This window comes from Hydrogenophaga pseudoflava NBRC 102511 (assembly GCF_001592285.1).
GTDB classification, from domain to species: domain Bacteria; phylum Pseudomonadota; class Gammaproteobacteria; order Burkholderiales; family Burkholderiaceae_C; genus Hydrogenophaga; species Hydrogenophaga pseudoflava.
Genome location: NZ_BCWQ01000008.1, coordinates 24,053 through 47,963, shown reverse-complemented (window position 1 = coordinate 47,963; position 23,911 = coordinate 24,053). Strand labels below are relative to the sequence as shown.

The window sequence follows — 23,911 nt, the reverse complement described above, 5'->3', positions numbered from 1 at the left end:
GATCAGCTCCAAGGAGCGTCAGCGCCCATGCCGCCAATTCAGACACGCGCATTTCCTTCATATGACGGACTCAGTCGCACCGTTTCGCCAACAATGAGCAAGCCCGGTCGTGGACCATACGGAGGAGCGATCTCGACCAACAGGCGCAAAGGGTGGGCCAGTACACGCTGTGTAGGTCGGGTACCGTCTTGGACGATGGCCGCAGGTGTGTCGGGCGGTAGTCCATGGGCAATCAAGGCCTGGGCGATCTGCGCCAGTCGCTGAACGCCCATGTAGAACACCAGAGTCTGCCCCGCGCGCGCCAGAGCCTGCCAGTCGTGGCTGGCCTGGGCGTCCGCCAGATGGCCCGGCAGAAACACGCAGCTGGCCGCCAGGTGGCGGTGTGTCAGCGGAATGCCCGCGGCGGCCGAACAGCCGCTGGCCGCCGTCACACCGGGCACCACCTCGAACGCAATGCCGGCCGCCTGTAGCGCCAGCACTTCCTCGCCACCGCGTCCGAACACGAAGGGGTCGCCGCCCTTGAGGCGGACGACGCGCAGGCCCTGGCGCGCATGCGCCACCAGCAGCGCATGGATCTCCTCCTGAGGGACGGCGTGGTGTCCCAGGGCCTTGCCGACGTACACCCGCCGGGCGGTGGCCGGGATCAGCGCCAGCACATCCTCGGCGATCAGCCGGTCGTGCACCACCACCTGGGCCTGTTGCAGCCGGTTCAGCGCGCGCAGCGTCATCAGGTCGGCCGGTCCCGGCCCGGCACCAACGATGCAGACCGAGCCAGCGGCCGGTGTCTCACTCGCCATCGATGACCCCCGGTCCCTGGTGGAACACCAGATCAGCGACCACCTCTCCGCCCACGAGGTGCTGCCGGATGATGCGGTCCATGTTGTCGGGGGTCACGCCGTGGTACCAGGTGCCGTCGGGCTGAACGCACAGGATGGGGCCGCCCTTGCAAGCCGCAAAACAGCTCACGCGGCTGCGCTTGACGCGCAGCGCGCCCTCGTGCAGCCCGGCGGCCTTGAACTTCTCGCCCAGGCTGTCGAACAGCGCTTGCGATGCGCCGTCCTGCGTGCAGCGTGCGCCGGTGCAGACCAGCAGGTGCCGGCGGTAGTCACCGATGCGGGGTTTCTCCGTGGTGCTCATTGTTCTGTTTCCTCTGTGCCGGCGTCGGCCGCTTCGGGCGCGTCGGGTGCCGCCAGCACCTGCGCGATGTAGTCGGCAGGCAGGCTGTGGCGGCTGGCGAGTTCGGCCAGGTCCAGGCCTGCCGCCTGCTCGGCCCGCAGCCCCTCGATCCAGCCCAGCAGGCCGCTGGAGAGCGATCGGCCTGCCTTTTCGCCTTCGCGGGTCTCGAAGCCCTGGTCCGAGTCGTACTTGTTGGCATAGCCGCGCGGCGTGACCATCAGCCCCGAGCGCAGGAAGGTGCTGCTGTTGCCGATCAGCACGGTGCTGAGCATGCCGATCTCCTGTTCGGCCATCTGGTCCAGCGTGGTGTGGACGATGTGCTGGCGGCGCCGGTAGGCGCTCTTGACGATCGCCACCGGCGTGTCCGCCCGGCGGTGCCGCAGGAACAGGCGCTGCGCCTCGACGATCTGGCGCGTGCGGCGCCCGCTCTTGGGGTTGTAGAGCGCCACCACGAAGTCGGCCGCGGCGGCGGCGTCCAGGCGCCGAGCGATCACCGGCCAGGGCGTCAGCAGGTCGGACAGCGAGATGGAGCAGAAGTCGTGCGTCAGCGGCGCGCCGACCAGGGCGGCGCAGGCGTTGATGGCCGACGCGCCGGGCACGATCTCCACCGCCACCTGGTCTTCCGGCGTCCAGCCGGCCTGGAACAGCACCTCGTAGGTCGGGCCGGCCATGCCGTAGACGCCGGCGTCGCCCGACGAGATCAGGGCCACCTTCTTGCCGGCGCGGGCCGCGGCCAGCGCGTGCACGGCGCGGTCCAGCTCTTCGGTCATGCCCTTGCGCACGACTTCCTTGCCGTCCAGCAGGTCGGCCACCAGCTTGATGTAGGTGACATAGCCCACCACCACGTCGGCCTCGGCGATGGCGGCGCGCGCGCGGGCGGTCATGTGGTCGGTGTGGCCGGGGCCGATGCCCACCAGGCTGATGCGGCCGGTGGTGCACGCGTTGTGCGGGGTGGTGACGGGGGTGTCGGTGGTCATGTCGTTCCTTGGGACGGGCGGGGGTTCAATGGCAAGGCCGCGGTCAGCCATGCAGCGGTTGTTCGGTGATGGCGCTGGTGTCGGTGTTCCAGGACGGGTCCCAGCCGTTCTCGGTGAACACGGCCGACACCGGACGCGCCTGGCGCCACTGTTGCTGGATGAGCATGGGTGTTTCGTAGAAGCGGTCCACCGGACCGATGCACAGCAAGCCCAGCGGCGCCGCGCCCTCGGGCAGCGCCAGCAGCCTGCGCAGGTCGACGGGCTCGAACAGCGACACCCATCCGAGACCGAGGTTTTCGGCGCGTGCGGCCAGCCAGAGGTTCTGGACGGCGGCGCCGGCCGAACACCAGGCCATTTCGCTCGCCAGCGTGCGGCGACCGAACAGCGTGCCGTCGTCTGGCGCCAGCACCAGCGCCCACAGTTCAGCGCACTCGCGCACCCCTTCCACCTTCAGCGCCAGGAACTCGGCCGCGCGCGATCCCATGGCCTGGGCGGTGCGCATCCGCTCCGCGTCCACGGCGGCGGCCAGCCGGTCGCGCAACGCCGGGGCGGTGATGCGCAGCACCCGCAGGGGCTGCATCAGCCCCACCGACGGCGCGGCGAGCAGCGCCGACTGCAGGCGCGCCCTGACGTCGTCGGCGATTTGCGTACCGGCGCTGAAGTGGCGCATGTCGCGCCGCACCTGCATCAGCGACTGCACCGCCTCGCGCTCGGCGACCGTGAAGCGGCGGTTGGGGTCGGTGCTGGCGACGCAAGGCGGGATGGCCGTTCGGGGCATCACGCGCGCCACGGACACGGTGGCATGGCGCCCATCGTCGCCGCGCAGCCGGTGCTTCTCGACGCACAGGGCGGCGGCCTCGGTGGTGCCCGCGGCCAGCAGCGCCGCGGCTTCGGAGACCGAGGGGGTGCCGGTGTGGCGGCGCACAGTCTCCGACGGGTGGGGTACGACCACCTCGGCCAGCTGGGTGGCGGGGTAGAAGTGCAGCGGCCAGCCGGCCTGCGCCGCCAGCGCCAGCAGCCCGGGCTCGTCGGCCTTGAGCGTGATGCTGCCCAGGCCCGCCACCTGCCGGCGGTCCAGGCCGACCACGGCCAGGGCCTCGTCGACCGCGCGCTCCAGCGTGGCCAGCGGGGTGCCGCGGTCGCAGCCGATGCCCAGGGCCACCGTCATGCAGCCACACCGGTGGGGGCGCCGGTCTCTGCCGGCTGCGGCGGGCGGTACACCACCAACCGTTCGTGCAGGGTCTGCCACAGCGCGTCGTCCACCGGGCGGTGGGTGATCCACAGCACCGCGCGGTAGCGGGCCAGGTCCACGTCCTCCAGCCGCGCGTGGCGGTGGATGTTCGGCGGCAGCGGGGTGGGGCGGGTCCACCAGTGTGGACTGCCGGCTTCCTGCACCAGGGCCACCGGTTCTTCGTTGATCACGGCGGCGGAGACGCGGGTGATGTTGAGCTTGGGCGCCTCGACCTGCCAGCCCAGTTCGCGGCCCAGGATGTCGACCGGGATGGTCCTGCCCACGTCCGATGCCGTGGTGAGCACCGCCGTGGCGCCCAGCAGCGCGGCCACGGTCTCGGCCATGGCGTTGGCGCCACCCACATGGCCTGAGAGCACGGGAATGGCGAACTGGCCGGCATCGTCCACCACCAGCACGCCGGGGTCTTCGTCCTTGTTCTTCAGGTGCGGCGCGATCAGGCGCACCACGGCGCCGAGCGAGACGAAGAACACGATCTGGTCGAACTGCGCGAACAGCTCGCCGATCTGTTCCTTTAACGGGCCGTCGTAGGCGAGCACCGGGTTGGGCAGGCCGGCGCAGGCGTCGGCAAACCGGGCGGCCACGCAGACGCTGGCCCCAGGCAGCGCGCGCGCCAGAGTGGCGGCCTGCGCGGCGCCGTGTTTGGTGATGGCGACGAGGACGGTGCGGGGAAGAGGATGGGGATGGTCGGGGTTCATGCAGCGGGTTCCGGGGTTTTCTTGAGACAGCCCTTGATGCGCTCACCGCGCACGCGGTGGGGGTTCTTCACGATCAGCAGCGAGAGGTAGCTGACCTTGGTGCCGCGCAGCGTGAGCAGCGCGGGGCCCGAGAGGTGCCGCTCGTCCAGCGCGCCAACGCGTTCGACGAAGTGCGCGCCGGCCAGCAGGTCGCGCGCCTCCAGCCAGTCCAGCAGGTCCTCGATCAGCGGCTTGATCTTCATCAGCACCAGGGTGTCGAAGTCGGGCAGCAGCCGGTCGACCGCGCCCACGCCGTAGGCCGCCGGCACGATGGCCACGGTGTCGTCCTGCTCGGCGAACGGTTCGCCCACATCGGCACAGGCCGCGGTGAACGAATTGACTCCGGCGATGGTGCGCACCGGCAGCCGCTCGTCCAGCCCGCGCAGGGTGCGCGCGAGGTGGCCGAAGGTGGCGTAGGTGGAGGCGTCGCCCTCGACCAGGAACAGCACGTCGCGCCCGGCCTGCAGCCAGGGCAGCACGGTCTGCGCGGCCTTCAGCCAGGCGCGCGCCAGCTTCTCGCCGTCGTGCGTCATCGGGAACAGCAGCGGCGTGTGGGTCTCGGGCGGCGCCAGGCCGGCGCGCTGCACAATGTCCAGCGCGTAGCTGGGCGTCTTGCCGCTGCGCACCGGGTACACCCACACCGCGTCGCGCCGCTGCAGCGCGGCCCAGGCGGCGCGGGTGATCAGGCCGGGGTCGCCCGGGCCGAGCGAGATGCCGTGCAGGGTGCCCATGCGGGGGGCGGTGGCGGGCGCGATGTCAGCCATGCGCCGTCTCCTCGGCCGCCACCACCGGCCCGTGTGCGCCGTGGCCCATGGGGCCTACGCCGGCGCACACCAGCCACACCGGGTTCTCGGCGGCCATGCGGTGCATGTGCAGGATGGGGCGGCTGCGCGCGGCCTGCAGTTGCAGCACGTCCCAGTCGGCGTTCAGCTGCTGCAGGGCCTGGGTGGCGGTGGCCAGGTTCTCCAGGGTCACGAAGTTCATCACCAGCCGGCCCTGCGGCCGCAGGCGTCGCAACACCTGCGCGATCAGCCCGGCCAGCTCGCCGCCGGAGCCGCCGATGAACACCGCGTCGGGGTCGGGCCAGGTGTCCAGGCCCTCGGGCGCCTTGCCAAGGTGGAGGCTGTAGTTGCTGACGCCGAAGGCCGCGTGGTTGCGCCGGGCGATGGCGTGGTCGGCCTCGTTCCTCTCGATGGCGAACACATGGCCCTGCGGGCACAGGCGGGCGGCCTCCAGCCCCACCGAGCCGCTGCCGGCGCCGATGTCCCAGACCACGCTGTCGGTGCGCAGCTGCAGCCGCGCCAGGCTGACGGCACGCACCTCCTGCTTGGTGATCAGGCCCTTCTCGGGCTGGCGCTGCTCGAAGGCGCTGTCGGCCAGGCCGAAGCGCACCGGCTGCGGCCGCGGCCGGGTGCGCCACAGCAGCACCACGTTCGGTTCGGCAAAGCGCATGCGGGCCGCTTCCGCCGGGCTGAGTTGCGCATGCACCCGCTCGCCGGGCTGCAGCAGGTGTTCGGCCACGGCCATGTGGAAGTCGCTGCCCAGGCCTTCGGCCAGCAGCAGACGGGCGATGCGGTCGGGGCTGTTCGCCGGGCTGGTCAGCAGCAGCAGGCGCTGCTCGGCGCGCAGGGCCTGGGCCAGCGCGTACAGACCGTGGGTGGGCGGGGCGCCGCGCTGCCACTCGCCGGCATCGGCGGCGTGCACGGAGACGATGCGCGCGTCCTGCCAGGCCAGGCCCACGCGGGCGCAGGCCAGTTGCAGCGTGGACAGGTTGGGCAGGATCTCCAGCGCCTCCAGGCACAGGTGCTGGGCCAGGTAGGGCGCGATGCCGTGGCACAGCGGGTCGCCGGTGGCCAGCACCACGCAGGCCTGGTGGGCCTCGCGCGCGGCGCGCACCCAGCCGGGCACCGCCTTCAGCTGGCCGGTCAGGTCGTGGGTGACGGCGCCGGGTTTGAGCGCGTGCCGCAGCAGCGCCAGCGTGCGCGCGCCGCCGATCACCACGTCGGCCGTGCGCAGGTGGGCCAGTGCGGTGGCGCCGAGGCTGGCCACGCCGTCGTCGAGCACGCCGATCACGCGGCAGCGGTTGGGATCGTGGGAGGGCAGGTCGTTCATTCGGTGTCGAAGTCGGAGTGGTGGGTGTGGCCGATGCCGGTGCGTCCGGCGGTGGCGGGACGGGGCCGCGCGTCGGCGGGCGCCGAGCGCACGTCGGCCACCGGCTGGCCGCTGAAGTCGCACACCAGCACGCGCAGCGCAAAAGCGTGGCCGTAGCGCTCGGGCGCGGTGAGGGTGTCGATGGCGCGCTGTGCCAGCGCCTGGTGGAAGGCCGGGCCCAGGCCGCGTTCGACCATCAGCTCGGCGCCGAAGCGCGCGGTCTCGGCGGCGGCGATGGCCGCGCAGTCCTCGGCTGTGGCACCGATCTGCCGGGCGATCTCGGCGACCAGGTCGGTGTCCACCACGTTGCGGTTGGCGTGGGTGATGGTCTCGCCCTGGGCGATCTTGGTCAGCTTGCCCACCATCACACCCAGCACCACCTCGGGCAGGCCCTGGGCCACCACCTCATCCAACGCGTAGCGCAGGAAGTCGCCCATCTGCACGAAGCAGGCGGCGGGCAGGCCAGGGCGTTCCGCACGCAGCGTCTGCATGGCAAAGGTCTCGGTGCGGCCGCCGGTGGTCAGCGCCACCACACCGTGGTCCAGCGTGGCCGCCACCTGGATGCCCTGCACCACGCTGGCCCGCCAGGCGGCGGTGGAATAGGGTTTGACGATGCCGGTGGTGCCCAGGATGCTGATGCCGCCCAGGATGCCCAGCCGCGCGTTGGTGGTCTTCTTCGCCATCTCCTGGCCGCCGGGCACGCTCACGGTGACCTCCAGCCCGTGCTGTGTGAGCAGCCTCGGCGCGGCCTCGCGCAGGTTGTCGGCGATGTTCTGGCGCGGCACCGGATTGATGGCCGGACCGCCCACCGCCAGCCCGAGGCCAGGCAGAGTCACCGTGCCCACGCCGTCGCCGGCCACGAAGCTGATCTCGCCCGCGCGGCCGGGCAGCAGGCACAGGTCCACCGTGAGGTGGGCGCCGTCGGTGCAGTCCGGGTCGTCGCCCGCGAACTTCACCACCATGGCGTGGGCGCTGTGCGCATCGCAGCGTCCGTCGTGCACGGCAAAACGCACGCGCTGGCCGTTGGGCAGCAGGCTCTCCATGGCATCGGGGACCGCACCGGTTTCCAGTCCCTGCGCGGCGGCCCGGGCGGCCGCGGCCGCACAGGCGCCGGTGGTGAAGCCGGTGCGGGTGCCGCGCGGGGTGGTGCTGTCCATTCAGGCGCCCTCGGTGCGTTGCTGCGCCTCGGCCAGCGCCAGCAGCGCGTGCAGGGCGGCGACCACCAGGGTAGAGCCGCCCTTGCGGCCGCGGATGACGATCCAGGGCACGTCGGCGATCTGCGCCATCAGGTCTTTCGACTCTGCGGCCGACACGAAGCCCACCGGCATGCCGACCACCAGGGCGGGGCGCACACCGTCTTCCACGATCAGCCGCACCAGCTCGATCAGCGCGGTGGGCGCGTTGCCGATGCCGACGATGGCGCCCTGCAGCAGGCCCAGGCGGTGCGCCTTGCGCATGGCCTGCACGGCGCGGGTGGTGTTGTCGGCCTGTGCCTGGGCGATCACGTCGGCATCGCTGATGAACTGGTGCGTGGCCATGCCGAAGTGCGCCAGGCGCGGCCGGGACAGGCCCGAGCAGATCATCTCCACGTCGGCCACCACGGGCGTGCCACCACGCAGCACCGCGGCCATGCCCGCCTGCACCGCGTCGGGGTGGAAGGCGGTCAGGCCGTTGAACTCGAAGTCGGCGTTGGCGTGGATCATGCGGCGCACGATGGGCCACTGCCCGGCCGTGTAGGCGTGCGGGCCGGCCTCGGCGTCGATGATGGCGAAGCTGTCGTGCTCGATCGCCTGGCCGGCGGCGGTGAGCTGCTCGGTGACGGTGTTGACGGTGCTCATGCAGGTTGCACTTGTGCGGTGTGCGGATGCACATGGACGGCGGTGTGCGTGTGCTCGTGCGAGTGCCCGTGGCCCAGGTCGTGCGCGATCTCGCGGTAGCTGCAGCCGTCGCAGGGCAGCCGGCTGTCGGGCACGCCGGCCAGCAGGTCGTGCACGCGCTGCTCCACCAGTTCGAAGATTTCCTTCTCGAAGCCGAAGTGCGTGCCGCAGGCAAAACGGATCTGCGGGTACTGCACCCGCAGGTGGGCGACCTGGCGGTGGATGCGCTGCATCAGCGTGCCGGTGTAGAGGTAGTAGGGCAGCACCACCACCTGGCGCAGGCCGATCAGCACCTGGCGCTGCACCACGCGTTCGAGCCGCGGAAAGGTGATGCCGGTGAAGGCCAGGTCCACCAGTTCGTGGTCGCTTTCCTCCTGCAGCCAGCGCGCCATCCGGGCCATGTCGCCGTTGGCGCCGCGGTCCGACGAGCCCCGGCCCAGCAGCACCACGCCGGTGGTGGTGGGGTCGGGCATGTCCAGCTCGGCCATGGCCTGGCGCAGGCGGCGCTGGAGGATGGCGAGGATGGGGTCGCAGGCGCCGAGGTGCGGACCGTAGAGGAACTCGGTGCCGGGCGCGTGTGCGCGGGCGTGTTCGATCGCCTCGGGAATCTCCATCTTGGCGTGGCCGGCGGCGTTGAGGATCAGCGGCAGCACCAGCACGCGGCGCGCCGACTGCGCCGCGGCCAGCAGGCCATCGTGCAGCGACGGCGGTGCAAATTCGATGAAGCAGACCTTGATGCGCCAGTCCGGCTGGCGCGCGCGCCACTGGTCGACGAAGTCGCGGATTTCCTGGTTGCCGGCGTCCTCGCGCGAGCCGTGGCCCACCAGCAGGATCGTGGTGTGGTTCATGTCGTGGCTTTCCTGAAACGGTGGGTGAAGCTGGGGTCGTAGAGCTTGGATCTGGCCAGCTCGGGCCAGTGGCGCGCGCCCAGCGTGGGGCTGGCGATCACCATGGCCTGGCTGACGATGCCGGCGTCGCGGCACTGTTGTTTGATGGTGGCCAGCGTGCCGCGCACGATGCGCTCCTCGCCGGGCCAGCTGGCCTTGTGCACCACCAGCATGGGCGCGTCCTCGGCCCAGCCGGCGGCGCGCAGGCCGGCCTCCACCTTGTTCAGCAGCGTGATGGACAGGAAGATGCACAGCGTGCAGCGGTGGGTCGCCAGGGCGGCCAGGTCTTCGCCGTCGGGCATGGGCGTGCGCCCCTCGACCCGGGTGAAGATGGTGGTCTGCGTGACCTCGGGCAGGGTGAAGCTCTCCACCGCCGCCGCCGCCGAGGCCATGGCCGAGGACACGCCCGGCACCACCGCCACCGGCACGCCCGCGGCGTCCAGCGGCTGCACCAGTTCGATCAGCGTGCCGTAGAGAGCCGGGTCGCCGGTCTGCAGGCGCACCACGGTGTCGCAGCGCGCCGCGTTCGCGATCAGCCAGGCGGACATCTGCTCCAGCGTCATGTCCTTGCTGTCCGCAATCAGGCAGCCCGGCGGTGCCCAGCGGGTGGCCGCCTCGTTCACCAGCGAACCGGCGAACAGGATGGCCCCGGCGCGCGCGATCAGGTCGCGCCCCTTGACGGTGATCAGTTCCGGATCGCCCGGCCCCGCACCCACAAACCAGACCGTTCCGACACCCATGGTGCGTGCGCGGTCAGGCGGCCTGGTGCAGGCGGCGTTCCACCACCGCGCTGCCCTGCAGGCCGCGCAGCGTCTTGGCCAGGGCCAGGACGGCCAGGTCGATCAGCGGCTCGGCCAGCACCACGCTCATGTAGGCGGCGCCGAAGCTGCCGATGCTCACCAGGTTGTCGACGCCCAGGCCACGCCCATAGAGCGCCCAGAAACCCACCCACAGCACGATGCCGCCCTGGTAGGCCAGGGACAGCTTCAGGGCCTGGCTGTAGCGCAGGTCCACATAGGCCATCTGGTCGGGAATCACGCGCCGCGCGAGGGCCGCGGTGGCGAACAGCGGCACCAGCAGCGTGGTCAGGTTCATGCCGTACTGCGGCAGATCGAAGGGCGCAAAGAACAGGCCCTGGACCAGCAGGCCGCCGGCCAGCCCGATGGCCGCTGGTGCCGCGCCGAACAGCAGCATCAGCGTGGTGCCCAGGATCAGATGAACCTCGGACACGCCCACCGGGTGGTGCGGCAGCACCTCGAAGAAGCAGAACACCAGCGCTGTCGCCAGCAGGGCCCGCAACAGCAGGGCCGCTGCGCCGTCCTTTCTGATCGTGTCCGCCGACAGCTTGGCCGTGTAGCCGATGCAGGCGGCCGCTGTGGCGACGCTCAGGGCGAGCTTGGCCCCGTCCACCAGACCTGGTTCGATGTGCATGAAGTGACTCCTTGGGTTGGATGCGTTGGACACAACGCGGTTGAAAAGTCGGCAAAGACCCAAGGGAGAGGCGAGGACAGGTTCCAGCGGCGAACGGGCAGCCCCCGGCGAGCGCACGCGCAGGCGCAGGCGCTGGCACAGACTCGCAAAAACATGCGAAGGGACGACATGAGGACACCGGCGAAGACCCCTCACCGCCTTCCCCGACGGTGTTTGGGTAATGCGGCTGCGCTTTGGGGCGCAGCCTCCTTGTTGGCCGGTATCCGGGCTGGCAGAGCGTTTCCCAAAGCCTTCCCGGTGTGACCCAGTGGCGAAATTTTGAGAAATGGGGGCCCTGGCAATGCCTTGGACCACCCGTCTGCTTACCGTTGCGGGGGCAGCGCAGGTTAGGTTCGTCCGTGTGGGACTCGCCCTCCTGCTTCCCGTTGAACTGCAATGCCTGAACAGCACTGCGAGCACCAACAGTTTTTATTCTATACCCCGAAAAACAGCTCAAGGCCTTTTGAGGGGCGACGTTGCGATATCAGATCCCGTGCATCGGGACATAGAGCACCTGAGAGCCATTCGTCGTGGATGACATGGGCACTCTGAATTCCAATGCTGCGATCTTGAAGCAAGGGTGCTGGGTGAGTACTGTTTCGCGGCTGAGCGGCACCCTCGGGATCAGTGCCATCACACAGGTGGGCGCAACTTGCTTGTTGCCGATTCATCCCAAGGTGAAGCTCGTCTTTGGACAGGACCGCTGAAGGTATTTGAATGACCGCCTCGTCTACCAAAGCAGTCCTGGAGTGGATACCCATGAACCACGGCAATCGCTGCTTTGCCGCCAATGCCACGGCGGCCTTGCTTCTCAGCCTCCGCCCGGGGAACCTCTGACGCCACCCCGCTGCGACCGCCGCGCCTCCCGAAGCATGAACAGGTAAAGCCCCTCCACCTTCTCCCGCGCCCATGGCGTCTTGCGCAGGAACGTCAGGCTGGACTTGACGCTCGGGTCGATCGCGAAGCAGCGGATGGGGACGCGCCGCGCAAGCTCGTCCCAACCGTAGTGCGCCTCCAGTGCGCGGACCATCGCCTCGAGGGTCACGCCGTGGAGGAGGTTGCGGGGCTGTTCGGCCGGCGGTGGTGCGTCTGTCATGCCGCAATTCTGCCCGGCTGGCCACGCGCTACACTCGCTATTCCATTATGGGATAACGATCCCCGCCACCTTTCTGCTTCACACCGAGGTGCCCATGCGTCTGCTGCTGTCTTCCCTTTCCGCCCTCCTGTGGGTCGCGTTCACGCACACCGCCGCCCACGCCGCCGAAGCCCAGGTGGCGGTGGCGGCCAACTTTGCCGAGCCGATCAAGGCCATCGCCGCGGTGCTGGAAAAGACCACCGGCCACACGCTGAAGATTTCCACCGGTGCGTCGGGCGCGTTCTACACGCAGATCAAGAACGGCGCGCCGTTCGATGTGTTCCTCTCGGCCGACAACGAACGCCCCGAGATGCTGGAGAAGGACGATCTGGCGCAGCCGGGCACGCGCTTCACCTACGCAACCGGCAAGCTGGTGCTGTGGTCGGTCAAGCCAGGTCGTGTGGACGGCCAGGGCGCGGTGCTCAAGGCGGCCGACCTGGGCAAGGTGGCTTTCGCCAACCCCAAGACCGCGCCCTACGGCGCCGCCGCGCTGCAGGTGCTGGACAAGCTGGGCCTGAAGGACGCGCTGGCGCCGAAGCTGGTGCAGGGCGAGAGCATCGGCCAGACCTTCAACTTCGTGAAGACCGGCAACGCCGACGTGGGCTTTGTGGCGATGTCGCAGGTGCTGGAAGGCGGCCAACTCAAGGGGGGGGCGATGTGGGTGATTCCGCAGACCCATTACGACGCCATCCGGCAGGACGCGGTGTTGCTCAAGCGGGGAGCGAACAACGAGGCGGCGAAAGAGTTGTTCAAGCTGCTGCAGAGCCCGAACATCAAGGACCTGATCCGCAGTTACGGCTACGACCTCTGACATGTTCCTCACCCCGGACAACCTCCAGGCGCTGTGGTTGACCTTCAAAGTCGCTGCGCTCACCACGCTGATCCTGTTGCTGCTGGGCACGCCGCTGGCTTGGTGGCTGGCGCGCTCGCGCAGCTGGGTGGCCAGGCCCGTGGGCGCGCTGGTGGCGCTGCCGCTGGTGCTGCCGCCGTCGGTGCTCGGGTTCTATCTGCTGGTGGGGCTGGGGCCGAACGGGCCCATCGGCGCCTGGATGGTTTCCATGGGCCTGCCCACCCTGCCCTTCACATTCACCGGGCTGGTGGTGGCCTCGGTGTTCTATTCGCTGCCATTCATGGTGCAGCCCATCCTCAACAGCATGCAGGCGCTGGGCGAGCGGCCGCTGGAGGTGGCGGCCACGCTGCGCGCCTCGCCGCTGGACCGCTTCTTTCATGTGGTGCTGCCGCTGTGCCGGCCGGGCATCGTGACCGGCTGCATCATGAGCTTCGCGCACACGGTGGGCGAGTTCGGTGTGGTGCTGATGGTGGGCGGCAACATTCCGGGCGTGACGCGGGTGGTGTCGGTGCAGATCTTCGACCACGTCGAGGCGCTGGAGTATGCCGACGCCCACCGGCTGGCGGCGGTGATGCTGGTGTTCGCGTTCGTGGTGCTGATGACGCTGCAGGTCTACAACGCGCGGCAGGCGCGCCGGGTGCGCACCTCATGAGCAAGACCACACTGACCCTGAACGCCCGGCTGGACCGGGGCGACTTCGCGCTGGACGTGTGGCTGGCCCTACCGGGCCACGGCATCACCGCGCTGTTCGGCCCCTCAGGCAGTGGCAAGACCACCTGCCTGCGCGTGCTCGCCGGGCTGGAACGCCAGGCCACCGGCGCGGTGGTGGTGGACGGCCAGACCTGGCAGGACAGCGCGCGCGGTGTGTTCCTGCCCACGCACCAGCGCGCACTGGGCTATGTGTTCCAGGAGGCCAGCCTGTTCGACCACCTGACGGTGGAGGGCAACCTGCGCTTCGGCTTCGACCGCACACCGGCCGCGCAGCGCCGGCACGACTGGCGCCACGGGCTGGAGCTGCTGGGCATCGGCCACCTGCTGCAGCGCCGGCCGCACGAGCTCTCGGGCGGCGAGCGCCAGCGCGTGGCCATTGCCCGCGCGCTGGCCACCAGCCCGCAGCTGCTGCTGATGGACGAGCCGCTGGCCGCCCTGGACACGGCGCGCAAGGCCGAGATCCTGCCCTGGCTGGAGCAGCTGCACGAGGCGCTGGACGTGCCGGTGGTCTATGTGACGCATTCGCTGGACGAGGTGGCGCGGCTGGCCGACCACGTGGTGTTGCTCGAAGAGGGCCGGGTGCTGGCCGACGGCCCGCTGGCCCAGATGCTCACGCGCAGCAACCTGCCGCTCGCGCGCGGTGACAGTGCGGTCTCGGTGCTGCAGGGCCACTGCAGCGGCTATTCGCCCGCGGACCAGCTCGCGGTCTACGACATCGACGGTGGGCAATTGCTGCTGCCGCAGTCGCGCCAGGGCGTGCCACAGCCTGGCACGCGCGCGCGCCTGCACATTCAGGCGCGGGATGTGAGCCTGTCGCTGGTGATGCCTGCGCAGACCAGCGTGCTCAACGTGCTGCCGGCGGTGGTGGACAGCCTGACGGACAACGCCCCGGCGCAGGTGGTGGTGAGCCTGCGCCTGGGCGCCGACGGCCAGGGCGCCACCCTGCTCTCGCGCATCAGCAGCCTGTCGGCCCGGCGCCTGGCGCTGGCGCCGGGTCAGCTGGTCTACGCCCAGATCAAGGGCGTGGCGATGGTGCGCTGAGGCGCACCGTCATTTCGTGGCGTTCGGAAAGAACAGCTGCTCGCCGCCGATCTTGTACTCGGCGATGGCCTTCTGGCCGGCGGGGCCGGTGACCCAGTCGACAAACTTCTGGCCGTCGGCCGTCTTCACCTGCGGGTGCTTGGCGGCGCTCACCAGCATCACGCCGTACTGGTTGAACAGGCGCTTGTCACCTTCCACCAGAACGGCCATGTCGGCGCGGTTCTTGAAGTTGAGCCAGGTGCCGCGGTCGGCCAGCACGTAGGCTCCGCTGCTCGCGCCGATGTTCAGGGCCGGGCCCATGCCGCAGCCGCATTCCTTGTAGCCGCTGCCCTTGTTGGCATCGGTGTCGGTCATCTTCCAGAAGCGCAGCTCGGCCGCGTGCGTGCCGCTCTTGTCGCCGCGCGAAACGAAGGGCGCATTGGCGGTGGCGATCTTCTTGAGCGCGGCCACGATGTCGGTGCCCTTGGTGCCGGCCGGGTCGGCTTTCGGACCGATCAGCACGAAGTCGTTGTACATGACCTCCTGGCGTTTGGCGGCAAAGCCGTCGGCCACGAACTTCTCTTCGGCGGCCTTGTCGTGCACGAACAGCACGTCGGCGTCGCCGCGGCGCGCCATGTCGATGGCCTGGCCAGTGCCCAGCGCCACCACCTTGACGTCGATGCCGCTGGCCTGCTTGAAGGCCGGCAGGATGTGGCCGAACAGGCCCGACTGCTCGGTGGACGTTGTCGAGGCCACGACGATGCTGCTCTGGGCCAGTGCGGAAGTGGCGCCCAGCAGGCCAGCCGACACGAGGCCGGCAGCGGTGAGCAGTTGCACGACGGTGCGACGGGAAGCGGTGAACGACTTCATGTGGTTTCTCCTTTGACAAAAGCACTGGCCTGCGGAAAGCGCTCTTCCAGCAGGGACTGATCAAAAAACTGCTGCACGGGCAGGTCGGCCAGCACGCGCCCCTGCTCCATGTAGACCACGCGGCTGGCCAGGCGCTTGACCTGGCCGAGGTTGTGGCTGGCGAACACCAGCGTGGGCGGCAGGTGGCCAGGCACAGGCGCTTCGTCGCCGAAATCAGCGATGAGCGCCTCGACATCGCGTTTGGCGTGTGGGTCCAGGCTCGCGGTGGGCTCGTCCAGCAGCCACACATCGGGCCGCAGCGCCCAGGCCCGCGCCAGCGCCACGCGCTGCTGCTGCCCGCCCGACAGCGCGCGGCCGTTGCGCTCGGCCAGCGACGCCAGCTGCACGCGCTCCAGCGCCTGCCGGGCGCGTTCCTTGGTCTGTCCCCAGGGCACGCCGCTGAGCCACAGGCCCAGCTGCAGGTTGCGCCGCACCGACATGCGCAGCATGTGCGGGCGCTGGAACAGCATGGCGATGCGCGAGGCATGGGGCACCTCCCGCCGGCCCTGCGCGATGGGCAGCAGGCCGTGCAGCGTGCGCAGCAGCGTGCTCTTGCCGCAGCCGTTGGGGCCGACCAGGGCCACGCGCTCGCCCGCGTGGATGGCCAGCGTGATGTTCCGCAGCGCCTCCACCTGCGCGGCGGGCCCGAGGCTCACGTGGACCGACGCCAGCGTCAGCACGGCCGGCGCTGCGCCTGCGCGGCCGAACACCTCGCCCGTTGCGGAGAGTTCCACCTTCATGTCGTGGCCATCCGCAGATCGCCACCGTCCAGGTGTTCGCGCCAGCGGCGCAGCAGCGCCACCAGGCTGTTGAGCAGCAGCACCACCGCCAGCAGCACGATGCCCAGACCCAGCGCCAGCGGCAGGTCGCCCTTGCTGGTCTCCAGCGCGATGGCGGTGGTCATGACGCGGGTGAAGCCGTCGATGTTGCCGCCGACGATCATCACCGCGCCCACCTCGGACACCGCGCGGCCGAAGGCGGTGATCAGCACCGTGAGCAGCGCGTAGCGCTCGTCCCAGGCCATCAGCAGGCTGCGCAGGCCCAGACCCGCTCCCAGCGAAGACAGCTGCTCGCCGTGGCTGCGGTCTGCGTCTTCGACCACCTGGCGCGTGAGCGCAGTGACCAGCGGCAGCACCAGGATCGCCTGCGCCAGCACCATGGCCTGGAAGCTGAACAGCCAGCCCAGGAAACCCAGCGGGCCGGAGCGCGAGAGCAGCAGGTAGATCACCAGACCCACCACCACCGACGGAATGGCCAGGAAGGTGTTGAGCACGGTCAGCACCATCGGCCGACCCGGGAACCGCGCCACCGCCAGCCAGGCGCCGAGCAAGAGCCCCAGGCCGCAGGCAAACAGGCAGGCCGTGGCGCTCACGGCGAGGGAGCGCGTCACGATTGCCCAGAGACTGGCATCGCCCGAGAGGATGAGTTCGAGCGCGGTGACTGCGCTATCGGAAAAAGTGTTCATACGTTGCGCCGCAGCATAAGCGGGCGCTACGGGTTTGAGAGTACGTGGCAACTCGGTATGAACAAATCAACATAGGAACTTGTTTGCATATGGAAGCTCTCAGGCACACTCGACGCCCATGAAACGGATTGCGATGTCCTATTCGCTGATGGCCGAACGCCCGGAGCGCGGGCGGGGCTCGGCGTTGCTGAGCAACCCGATGATGGATGTGCTGCACGCCGTGCACGAGCAGGGTTCGATTTCCGCGGCGGCCCGGCAGTTGGGCCTCTCGTACCGCCATGTCTGGGGCCAGCTCAAGGAGTGGGAGCAGCAGCTGGGGCGCGAACTGCTGGTCTGGGAACGCGGGCAGTCCGCCCTGCTCTCACCCTTCGGCCAGCGCCTGCTGATGGCCGAGCGTCTGGCACAGGCGCGGCTGGGCCCGCAGATGGAGAGCCTGCGCGCGGAGCTGGAACGGGCCTTTGCCTTGGCTTTCGACGACGCGCAGCGCCCCCGCGAGGTCCTGACGCTGTACGCCAGCCACGACCATGCGCTGGCCGAGCTGCAGGAACTGGCCGCCTCGTCGCAGACGGCGAACGAGCCCGGCGTGCATCTGGACATCCGCTTCACCGGCAGCGTCGACGCGATCCGCGCCCTCAACGAAGGCCGCTGCCTGCTGGCGGGCTTCCACACCCAGCCGTTTGCGGACGCCGACAGCCGCAGCGCCCGCACCTACCGCCCGCTGCTCAAGCCCGGCACACACAAGATCATCGGTTTTGCGCGCCGCTCGCAGGGGTTGATGGTGGCGCCGGGCAACCCCTTGCGCTTGCGCGATCTGCGCGATGTGTCTCTGCAGCGCGCCCGCTTCGTCAACCGCGCCATCGGCACCGGCACCCGGCTGCTGCTGGAAGAGCTGCTGAGCCAGGACGGCCTGAGCAGCGCCGACCTCAACGGCTTCGACCGCGAGGAAAGCTCCCATGCGGCAGTGGCCCAGGCCGTGGCCAGTGGCGACGCCGACGTGGGCCTGGGCACCGAGTACACAGCGCGCATCCAGGGACTCGGCTTTGTGCCGCTGACGGACGAGCGCTACCTGCTGGTGTGCCTGAAATCGGCACTGGAGCAGGCGCCGGTGCAGAACCTGCTCAGGCTGCTGCACAGCACGCGCTGGCAACAGCGCCTGCAGTCGATGGCCGGCTACCTGCCGGATCACCCGGGTGAAGTCGCCGCGATGAAGCGGCTGCTGCCCTGGTGGCGCTGAAAATCAGAACGCCTCTTTCTCCGCCTCCAGGTAGGCCAGGCTGGTGTATTTGCCGATGTTGCTGTCGAAGCCGTCCATGGTCTTCGCGCGGCTGGCGACACGGGGGTCTTTCATCACCAGCGCCTTGGCGCCATCCAGCGGAATGCCGTCCTTGACCGCCTGCACACACGGTTCCCAGATACCCTTCATGAACGTGCCATAGGTGTCCAGCAGGTCCTTGCTGCCCCGGCCGTGGCCGGGCACCCAGAGCTGGTCGCCCGCGGCTTTCCTGAGTGCCTCGTAGTACTTGAAGGTGCCCGGGTAGGAACCGTCGTCGATGTTGGCGATACGGTTCGCCATCGCGATGTCGCCCACATAGGTCAGCTGGTCCTGCACGACCTCGAAACACAGGTCCGACGGCGTGTGGGCCCGGCCGTAGTGGTGCAGCCGGATCTGCACATCGCCATAGTCGAACACCTGCCCATGTTCCACGGTCTGGTTCGGCGCGACCACCTTGGTGCCCAGGGTGGCCTGGTTGGTCCAGCGCTCCATCAGGCTGCGCCAGAGGTTGCCCTCGTGGCCGGCAATCTGCTCGCGCGTGTAGGCCAGCGCATGGATCGGCAGGTCCTTGCCGTAGGCGTCGGCGAAGGCGTGGTTGCCCAGCCAGTGGTCGCCGTGGTAGTGGCTGTTGAACACCGCGATCACCGGCTTGGGCGTCACCGTCTTGATCATGCGGATCGCCATCTGGCCGATCTGCAGCGAGGCACCGCTGTCCAGCACCACCACGCCCTTCTGGGTCACCACGAAAATCACGCTCGCCATCAGGCCCTGGTTGTCCTGCGTCGGGAAGCCCTCCTTCGCATAGACCATCCAGACATGCGGCGAGAGTTGCTCGGGTTGGACGTCCGGCACCGGCGGGCCTTCGATGAATTCCTGCACCTGCTGGGCGAACACCCGGACCTCGGGCACCAGGGCCAGGCCCAGCCCGGCGGCCCCCAGGCCGGCGGCGGCCCGCACCCAGTGGCGCCGGGATTCGTTGACAGCGCCGGAAGAGGCCCCTGGCACCGGGGGCCGGTGGTTCTGAATTCGGGATGGCATGGGCGTCTCCTCCAAATCATCGAATAAGCAATTGCTTATTCGATGATAGCGAGCTTGCCAGCGCCGGGCAACCGGCGTTACCAGGTCAGGTCAGGTCAGGTCAGGTCAGGTCAGGTCAGGTCAGGTCAGGTCAGGTCAGGTCGTGGCTGGCAGCGGCGAGGGGTTGGGCAGACGCCGCGCGATCTCCGCCACAAGCTGCCGCGCCAGCTGCAGCTTGGACGCCCGGGGCAGCTCCGAACTGCCCTGCTCATCCACCAGCAGCAGGGCGTTGTCGTCCTGGCCGAAGGTGTCCGGGCCGATGTTGCCCACCAGCAGCGGCACCCCCTTGCGAACCCGCTTGGCCTGTGCGTGGGCCAGCAGGTCCTCGCTCTCGGCGGCAAACCCGACGCAGTACAGCGCCCGGCTCTGCGCCCGTGCGGTCTGGGCAATGCCAGCGAGGATGTCGGGGTTCTCGACGAATCCCAGGGTCGGCACCTGCCCCGAACCGTCCTTCTTGATCTTCTGCACGGCGATGTCGGCTGGACGCCAGTCGGCCACCGCGGCGGCCGAGATGAACACCGTGGCGTTCTGGCTCAGTACGCCGAGCGTCTTCTGCATGTTCAGCGCGGACTTGACGTTGATGCGCCCCACGCCTCGGGGGGTCGGCAGGCTCACCGGCCCAGCCACCAGCGTCACATGGGCGCCCGCCTCGTGCGCGGCCCTGGCAATGGCAAAACCCATCTTGCCGCTGGACAGGTTGGTCAGACCCCGCACCGGGTCGATCGCCTCGAAGGTCGGGCCGGCGCTGACCAGCACCTGCTGGCCGGCCAGCAGCTTGGGCGTGAAGAAGCGGATGAGCTCGTACAGCAGTTCGTCCGGTTCGAGCATGCGCCCGTCGCCAATCTCGCCACAGGCCTGATCACCCACGCCCACGTCCAGCACCATGGCGCCATCGGCTTTGAGCTGGGCCACATTGCGCTGCGTGGCCGGGTGGGCCCACATCTCGCGGTTCATGGCGGGCGCCAGGATGAGTGGCACCTTGTCGATCGGGCGCGCCAGGCACATCAGACTGAGCAGGTCGTCGGCCCGGCCGTGCAGCAGCTTGGCCATGAAGTCGGCGCTGGCGGGGGCCACCACGATCGCGTCGGCTTCCCGGCTCAGGTTGATGTGGGGCATGTTGTTGTCCACGCCCGCTGCGTTGCGGTTGTCCCACTGGGACGAGAACACCGTGCGACCTGACAGGGCCTGCATCGTGACCGGTGTGATGAACTGGGTGGCCGCTTCGGTCATGACCACCTGGACGGAGGCACCGGCCTTGATCAGGGCGCGACAGAATTCGGCCGCCTTGTAGCAGGCGATCCCGCCCGACAGCCCCAGGACAATGTGTTTGCCGGCGAGTTCGCTCATGGCCGCAATGTAGCAGTTTGAAACGCCTGCCAGCAGGCCACGGCCGCGCGAACCCATAATCTGCGCTTTGACCAACCTTCCATATCAGGACACCCTTGGCCATGCACTTGACCCGCCTTCCCATGCTCCTCAGCGCCAGCCTTGTCCTGGCCTCCCTTGCAGCCTGTGGAGGAGGCTCCGACGGACCGGAAGGCGAAGCGCCCACGGGGGGTGCCCTGGCCAACGTCTGGTTTGCCGACAGCGACAGCTACCACCCGCTGGACAAGATCAGGCCCGATGGCAGCTTCTACTCGGGCAACGAGGCCGACTTCGGCCCGGTCAATCCCGCGTACGCCGGCAGCACCGCCACCCAGTCGCGCTGGGCCATAGACACCTCGGCCACCCCGCCCGCCGGCGAAACCCTGAGCTACTCGTTCAAGCTGGACGGCGTCAGCGCCTCGGGCAGCGCGGTGGCGGCACTGCTGACCAATCTGCGCATCAACAGCAGCACCGGCCTCATCACCCAGACGTGCAAGGGCTTTCCCGAGTGCTACGACAACACCTCTGGCCAGGACGAGGACTTCCTTGTGACGGTGACGGCCCAGGCCAGTGGCGGCGGCAAGCTGGAGAGGAATTTCCTGCTGCGGGTGCGCGGCAACCGCTGAGCACCACAGCCCGCGGACCGACCGTGTCGTGACCGGTCCGTGCGGCCGGGCCAACAGGGGGGTGGCGCCTATAATCGCCATTTCCACCTCCTGCGAGCGCCCGGCTCGCCCGAGTCATGACCAAATTCGTGTTCGTCACCGGCGGTGTGGTGTCCTCCCTTGGCAAGGGCATTGCTTCTGCTTCCCTGGCTGCGATCCTTGAATCGCGCGGCCTCAAAGTCACCCTCATCAAGCTCGACCCGTACATCAACGTGGACCCGGGCACCATGTCGCCCTTCCAGCACGGCGAGGTGTTCGTCACCGACGACGGCGCCGAAACCGACCTGGATCTTGGTCACTATGAGCGTTTCATCGAAACGCGCATGAAGAAGACCAACAACTTCACCACCGGCAAGATCTACCAGTCGGTGCTGGAGAAGGAACGCCGCGGCGATTACCTCGGCAAGACCGTGCAGGTTATCCCGCACGTCACCAACGAGATCCAGGAGTTCATCAAGCGCGGCGCCGGCATCGGCACGCCCGATGCCGTGGACGTGGCCATCGTCGAGATCGGCGGCACGGTGGGCGACATCGAGTCCCTGCCCTTCCTGGAAGCCGTGCGCCAGATGAGCCTGCGCATGGGCCCGAACAACTCGGCCTTCGTGCACCTGACCTACCTGCCGTGGATTGCCGCGGCCGGTGAGCTCAAAACCAAACCGACCCAGCACACGGTGCAGAAACTTCGCGAGATCGGCATCTCGGCCGACGCCCTGCTGTGCCGTGCCGACCGCCGCATTCCCGAAGAGGAGCGCGCCAAGATTTCGCTGTTCACCAACGTGCCCGAGTGGGGCGTGATCAGCATGTGGGACGTGGACACGATCTACAAGGTGCCGCGCATGCTGCACGAGCAGGGCCTGGACGGCCTGATCTGCGACAAGCTGCGCCTGAACACCCCACCCACCAGCCTCAAGCGCTGGGACGACCTGGTTTACGAGACCGAACACCCGCAAGGCGAGGTGAAGATCGCCATGGTCGGCAAGTACGTCGACCTCTCGGACAGCTACAAATCGGTCAACGAGGCCCTGCGCCACGCCGGCATGCGCAACCATGTGCGCGTCAAGATCGACCACGTCGACTCCGAAACCATGGAGGGTGCCGATGTGGCGACCAAGCTGGCACAGTACGACGCCATCCTGGTGCCCGGCGGTTTCGGTCAGCGCGGCGTGGAAGGCAAGATCGCCACAGCCCGCTTCGCCCGCGAACACAAGGTCCCCTATCTGGGCATCTGCCTCGGTATGCAGGTCGCGACCATCGAGTACGCGCGCCACGTCGCGGGCCTCGAAGGTGCCAACAGCACCGAGTTCGATGCCGCCACGCCGCACCCGGTGATCGCACTGATCGAGGAATGGAAAGACGCGGACGGCAGCATCCAGAAGCGCGACGCCAGCTCCGACCTGGGCGGCACCATGCGCCTGGGCGCGCAGAGCTCCGACGTGGCCCCCGGCACGCTGGCGCACAGCATCTATGGCGACGTGGTGACCGAGCGCCACCGCCACCGCTACGAGGCCAACGTCAACTACCTCGACCAGCTGCGTAAGGCCGGTCTGGTGATCTCGGCTCTGACCCAGCGCGAACAGCTGACCGAGATCGTCGAACTACCGCAGAGCGAGCACCCGTGGTTCATCGGCGTGCAGTTCCACCCCGAGTTCAAGTCCACTCCCTGGGCCGGTCACCCGCTGTTCAACGCCTTCGTCAAGGCGGCGGTCCAGCACCAGAAGGCCGCCAAGGCCTGATCGGAACACCGCCATGCAACTCTGCGGATTCGACGTCGGCCTGGACCGGCGCTTCTTCCTGATCGCGGGCACCTGTTCCATCGAAGGTCTGCAGATGTCGCTCGATGTCGCCGGTCAGCTCAAGGAAATTTGCGGCGCGCTGGGCATTCCGCTGATCTACAAGGGCTCCTTCGACAAGGCCAACCGCTCGTCTGGCAGCAGCCAGCGCGGCGTTGGACTGGACGCGGGACTGAAGATCCTCGACGAAGTGCGCCGCCAGCTGCAGCTGCCCGTGCTGACCGACGTGCACGACGAGTCGCAGGTGGCCGAGGTCGCAGCCGTGGTGGACGTGCTGCAGACGCCGGCCTTCCTGTGCCGCCAAACCGATTTCATCCGCGCCGTGGCGCAGTCGGGCAAGCCGGTGAACATCAAGAAGGGCCAGTTCCTCGCCCCCTGGGACATGAAGAACGTCATCGACAAGGCCCGCGCCGCCGCGAAGGACGCCGGCCTGTCGGAAGACCGATTCCTGGCCTGCGAACGCGGCGTGAGCTTCGGCTACAACAACCTGGTGGCCGACATGACCAGCCTGGCCGAAATGCGCAAGTCCGGCGCGCCGGTGGTGTTCGACGTCACCCACTCGGTGCAGAAGCCCGGCGGCCTGGGCGCCGTCAGCGGCGGTGCGCGCGAGATGGTGCCGGTGCTGGCCCGCGCGGGTGTCGCCGTGGGTGTGGCCGGCCTGTTCATGGAAACGCACCCGAAGCCGGCCGAGGCCTGGTCCGACGGACCGAACGCGGTGCCGCTGGGCCGCATGAAGGCGCTGCTGGAAACCCTGGTCGCGCTCGATTCCGTAACCAAAACAAATCCGCTGCTGGAGAACGATTTCCAATGAGCGCGTACATCATTGCGGATGTGACCGTCACCGACGAAGCGCAGATGAAGGTCTACCGCGAGTGGAGCACCCGCGCCATGCAGGAGTTTGGCGCCGAGGTGCTGGTGCGCGGTGGCCGTATCGAGCCGCTCGAAGGTGGCTGGCATCCGCAGCGGGTTGTGGTGCTGAAGTTCAAGGACATCGCCACCGCGCAGGCCTACTACCACTCCGAAACCTACACCCATGCGCGCACGCTGCGTGAGGGTGCGGGCTCGATCCGCATGTTTGCCGTAGAGGGCGTCTGAGCGCCCCGTTCCGATTTCTTTTTTGACTTGTT

General features: G+C 68.8%; 26 protein-coding genes, 1 pseudogene and 1 riboswitch. Of the genes and pseudogenes, 8 read left to right on the top strand and 19 right to left on the bottom strand.

The annotated features are described in order from the left end of the window. Positions 1-38: 38 nt before the first annotated feature. The 14 genes and pseudogenes from cobA to HPS01S_RS11160 all read right to left on the bottom strand — a co-directional run bounded on the left by cobA (position 39) and on the right by HPS01S_RS11160 (position 11,620). Positions 39-797: a uroporphyrinogen-III C-methyltransferase gene (gene cobA, locus HPS01S_RS11220; RefSeq protein WP_066155599.1), complete on the bottom strand. Its 759-nt coding sequence runs from the start codon at positions 795-797 to the stop codon at positions 39-41. After that, positions 787-1,137 carry a (2Fe-2S) ferredoxin domain-containing protein gene (locus tag HPS01S_RS11215; RefSeq protein ID WP_066155596.1) on the bottom strand — a complete coding sequence of 117 codons (351 nt, stop codon included), beginning with the start codon at positions 1,135-1,137 and terminating at the stop codon, positions 787-789. The genes cobA and HPS01S_RS11215 overlap by 11 nt, the downstream gene beginning before the upstream one ends. Continuing rightward, positions 1,134-2,153 carry a precorrin-3B C(17)-methyltransferase gene (gene cobJ, locus HPS01S_RS11210; protein ID WP_084397295.1) on the bottom strand — a complete coding sequence of 340 codons (1,020 nt, stop codon included), beginning with the start codon at positions 2,151-2,153 and terminating at the stop codon, positions 1,134-1,136. The genes HPS01S_RS11215 and cobJ overlap by 4 nt, the downstream gene beginning before the upstream one ends. A 43-nt stretch (positions 2,154-2,196) precedes the next feature. Next, positions 2,197-2,931, bottom strand: coding sequence for a 5,6-dimethylbenzimidazole synthase (gene bluB / locus HPS01S_RS22425; RefSeq protein ID WP_066156041.1), 735 nt, complete (start codon positions 2,929-2,931; stop codon positions 2,197-2,199). Between the two features lie 18 nt (positions 2,932-2,949). After that, positions 2,950-3,321: pseudogene (locus tag HPS01S_RS22420) on the bottom strand (cobalamin biosynthesis protein); the annotation flags it as partial. Next, positions 3,318-4,100 (bottom strand): cobalamin biosynthesis central domain-containing protein, encoded by a 783-nt coding sequence (locus HPS01S_RS11200; protein ID WP_066155594.1) that lies wholly within the window; start codon positions 4,098-4,100, stop codon positions 3,318-3,320. The gene HPS01S_RS11200 and the pseudogene HPS01S_RS22420, both read right to left, overlap by 4 nt. Then, on the bottom strand, positions 4,097-4,903 hold the full coding sequence (cobI, locus tag HPS01S_RS11195; protein WP_066155590.1) for a precorrin-2 C(20)-methyltransferase: 807 nt from the start codon (positions 4,901-4,903) through the stop codon (positions 4,097-4,099). The genes HPS01S_RS11200 and cobI overlap by 4 nt, the downstream gene beginning before the upstream one ends. Further along, positions 4,896-6,251: a bifunctional cobalt-precorrin-7 (C(5))-methyltransferase/cobalt-precorrin-6B (C(15))-methyltransferase gene (locus HPS01S_RS11190; protein ID WP_066155588.1), complete on the bottom strand. Its 1,356-nt coding sequence runs from the start codon at positions 6,249-6,251 to the stop codon at positions 4,896-4,898. Before HPS01S_RS11190 ends, cobI begins: the two co-directional genes overlap by 8 nt. Beyond that, positions 6,248-7,447: a cobalt-precorrin-5B (C(1))-methyltransferase gene (locus HPS01S_RS11185; protein ID WP_066155586.1), complete on the bottom strand. Its 1,200-nt coding sequence runs from the start codon at positions 7,445-7,447 to the stop codon at positions 6,248-6,250. The genes HPS01S_RS11190 and HPS01S_RS11185 overlap by 4 nt, the downstream gene beginning before the upstream one ends. Next, on the bottom strand, positions 7,448-8,128 hold the full coding sequence (locus tag HPS01S_RS11180) for a precorrin-8X methylmutase (RefSeq protein ID WP_066155584.1): 681 nt from the start codon (positions 8,126-8,128) through the stop codon (positions 7,448-7,450). Then, positions 8,125-9,015, bottom strand: a complete 891-nt coding sequence (locus tag HPS01S_RS11175) for a sirohydrochlorin chelatase (protein WP_066155581.1) — start codon at positions 9,013-9,015, stop codon at positions 8,125-8,127. The genes HPS01S_RS11180 and HPS01S_RS11175 overlap by 4 nt, the downstream gene beginning before the upstream one ends. Beyond that, positions 9,012-9,794 carry a precorrin-4 C(11)-methyltransferase gene (gene cobM / locus HPS01S_RS11170; RefSeq protein ID WP_066155578.1) on the bottom strand — a complete coding sequence of 261 codons (783 nt, stop codon included), beginning with the start codon at positions 9,792-9,794 and terminating at the stop codon, positions 9,012-9,014. Before cobM ends, HPS01S_RS11175 begins: the two co-directional genes overlap by 4 nt. A 13-nt stretch (positions 9,795-9,807) precedes the next feature. Further along, positions 9,808-10,485, bottom strand: coding sequence for an energy-coupling factor ABC transporter permease (locus HPS01S_RS11165; protein ID WP_066155575.1), 678 nt, complete (start codon positions 10,483-10,485; stop codon positions 9,808-9,810). Positions 10,486-10,722: 237 nt separating this feature from the next. After that, positions 10,723-10,963, bottom strand: a riboswitch (cobalamin riboswitch). 372 nt (positions 10,964-11,335) lie between these two features. After that, complete coding sequence (locus HPS01S_RS11160; protein WP_066155572.1) at positions 11,336-11,620, bottom strand: VF530 family protein; 285 nt, start codon at positions 11,618-11,620, stop codon at positions 11,336-11,338. Positions 11,621-11,714: 94 nt separating this feature from the next. Here HPS01S_RS11160 and modA point away from each other — a divergent pair, with 94 nt between their 5' ends. The 3 genes from modA to modC are packed head-to-tail and all read left to right on the top strand — an operon-like array spanning position 11,715 to position 14,261. Then, positions 11,715-12,470, top strand: coding sequence for a molybdate ABC transporter substrate-binding protein (gene modA / locus HPS01S_RS11155; RefSeq protein ID WP_066155569.1), 756 nt, complete (start codon positions 11,715-11,717; stop codon positions 12,468-12,470). A gap of 1 nt (position 12,471) precedes the next feature. After that, entirely contained in the window at positions 12,472-13,161 is a 690-nt protein-coding gene (modB, locus tag HPS01S_RS11150; RefSeq protein ID WP_066155567.1) for a molybdate ABC transporter permease subunit, read from the top strand. Beyond that, entirely contained in the window at positions 13,158-14,261 is a 1,104-nt protein-coding gene (gene modC / locus HPS01S_RS11145) for a molybdenum ABC transporter ATP-binding protein (protein ID WP_066155563.1), read from the top strand. Before modB ends, modC begins: the two co-directional genes overlap by 4 nt. A gap of 9 nt (positions 14,262-14,270) precedes the next feature. Here the strand turns inward: modC and HPS01S_RS11140 are convergent, their stop codons facing one another. The 3 genes from HPS01S_RS11140 to HPS01S_RS11130 are packed head-to-tail and all read right to left on the bottom strand — an operon-like array spanning position 14,271 to position 16,614. Further along, positions 14,271-15,110 carry an ABC transporter substrate-binding protein gene (locus HPS01S_RS11140; protein WP_066155559.1) on the bottom strand — a complete coding sequence of 280 codons (840 nt, stop codon included), beginning with the start codon at positions 15,108-15,110 and terminating at the stop codon, positions 14,271-14,273. Continuing rightward, the gene (locus HPS01S_RS11135) at positions 15,107-15,889 is read right to left on the bottom strand and encodes an ABC transporter ATP-binding protein (RefSeq protein WP_084397290.1); all 783 of its coding nucleotides are present in this window, start codon (positions 15,887-15,889) and stop codon (positions 15,107-15,109) included. The genes HPS01S_RS11140 and HPS01S_RS11135 overlap by 4 nt, the downstream gene beginning before the upstream one ends. Beyond that, positions 15,886-16,614, bottom strand: a complete 729-nt coding sequence (locus HPS01S_RS11130) for an ABC transporter permease (RefSeq protein WP_066155557.1) — start codon at positions 16,612-16,614, stop codon at positions 15,886-15,888. The genes HPS01S_RS11135 and HPS01S_RS11130 overlap by 4 nt, the downstream gene beginning before the upstream one ends. 118 nt (positions 16,615-16,732) lie before the next feature. Between HPS01S_RS11130 and HPS01S_RS11125 the strand changes: the two genes are divergently transcribed. After that, positions 16,733-17,848 carry a substrate-binding domain-containing protein gene (locus tag HPS01S_RS11125; protein ID WP_066155554.1) on the top strand — a complete coding sequence of 372 codons (1,116 nt, stop codon included), beginning with the start codon at positions 16,733-16,735 and terminating at the stop codon, positions 17,846-17,848. A gap of 3 nt (positions 17,849-17,851) precedes the next feature. Here HPS01S_RS11125 and HPS01S_RS11120 read toward each other — a convergent pair whose 3' ends face one another. Together HPS01S_RS11120 and coaBC are read right to left on the bottom strand one after the other, a co-directional pair. Beyond that, the gene (locus HPS01S_RS11120) at positions 17,852-18,925 is read right to left on the bottom strand and encodes an MBL fold metallo-hydrolase (protein ID WP_084397288.1); all 1,074 of its coding nucleotides are present in this window, start codon (positions 18,923-18,925) and stop codon (positions 17,852-17,854) included. Positions 18,926-19,060: 135 nt separating this feature from the next. Further along, positions 19,061-20,311, bottom strand: coding sequence for a bifunctional phosphopantothenoylcysteine decarboxylase/phosphopantothenate--cysteine ligase CoaBC (gene coaBC / locus HPS01S_RS11115; RefSeq protein ID WP_066156032.1), 1,251 nt, complete (start codon positions 20,309-20,311; stop codon positions 19,061-19,063). Between the two features lie 101 nt (positions 20,312-20,412). Between coaBC and HPS01S_RS11110 the strand changes: the two genes are divergently transcribed. The 4 genes from HPS01S_RS11110 to HPS01S_RS11095 all read left to right on the top strand — a co-directional run bounded on the left by HPS01S_RS11110 (position 20,413) and on the right by HPS01S_RS11095 (position 23,879). Continuing rightward, on the top strand, positions 20,413-20,955 hold the full coding sequence (locus tag HPS01S_RS11110) for a hypothetical protein (RefSeq protein ID WP_127806337.1): 543 nt from the start codon (positions 20,413-20,415) through the stop codon (positions 20,953-20,955). Between the two features lie 116 nt (positions 20,956-21,071). Next, entirely contained in the window at positions 21,072-22,727 is a 1,656-nt protein-coding gene (gene pyrG / locus HPS01S_RS11105; RefSeq protein WP_066155547.1) for a CTP synthase, read from the top strand. A 13-nt stretch (positions 22,728-22,740) separates the two neighbouring features. Next, positions 22,741-23,595, top strand: a complete 855-nt coding sequence (gene kdsA / locus HPS01S_RS11100; RefSeq protein WP_066155541.1) for a 3-deoxy-8-phosphooctulonate synthase — start codon at positions 22,741-22,743, stop codon at positions 23,593-23,595. Continuing rightward, entirely contained in the window at positions 23,592-23,879 is a 288-nt protein-coding gene (locus HPS01S_RS11095) for a DUF1330 domain-containing protein (protein ID WP_066155538.1), read from the top strand. Before kdsA ends, HPS01S_RS11095 begins: the two co-directional genes overlap by 4 nt. Positions 23,880-23,911 lie beyond the last annotated feature (32 nt).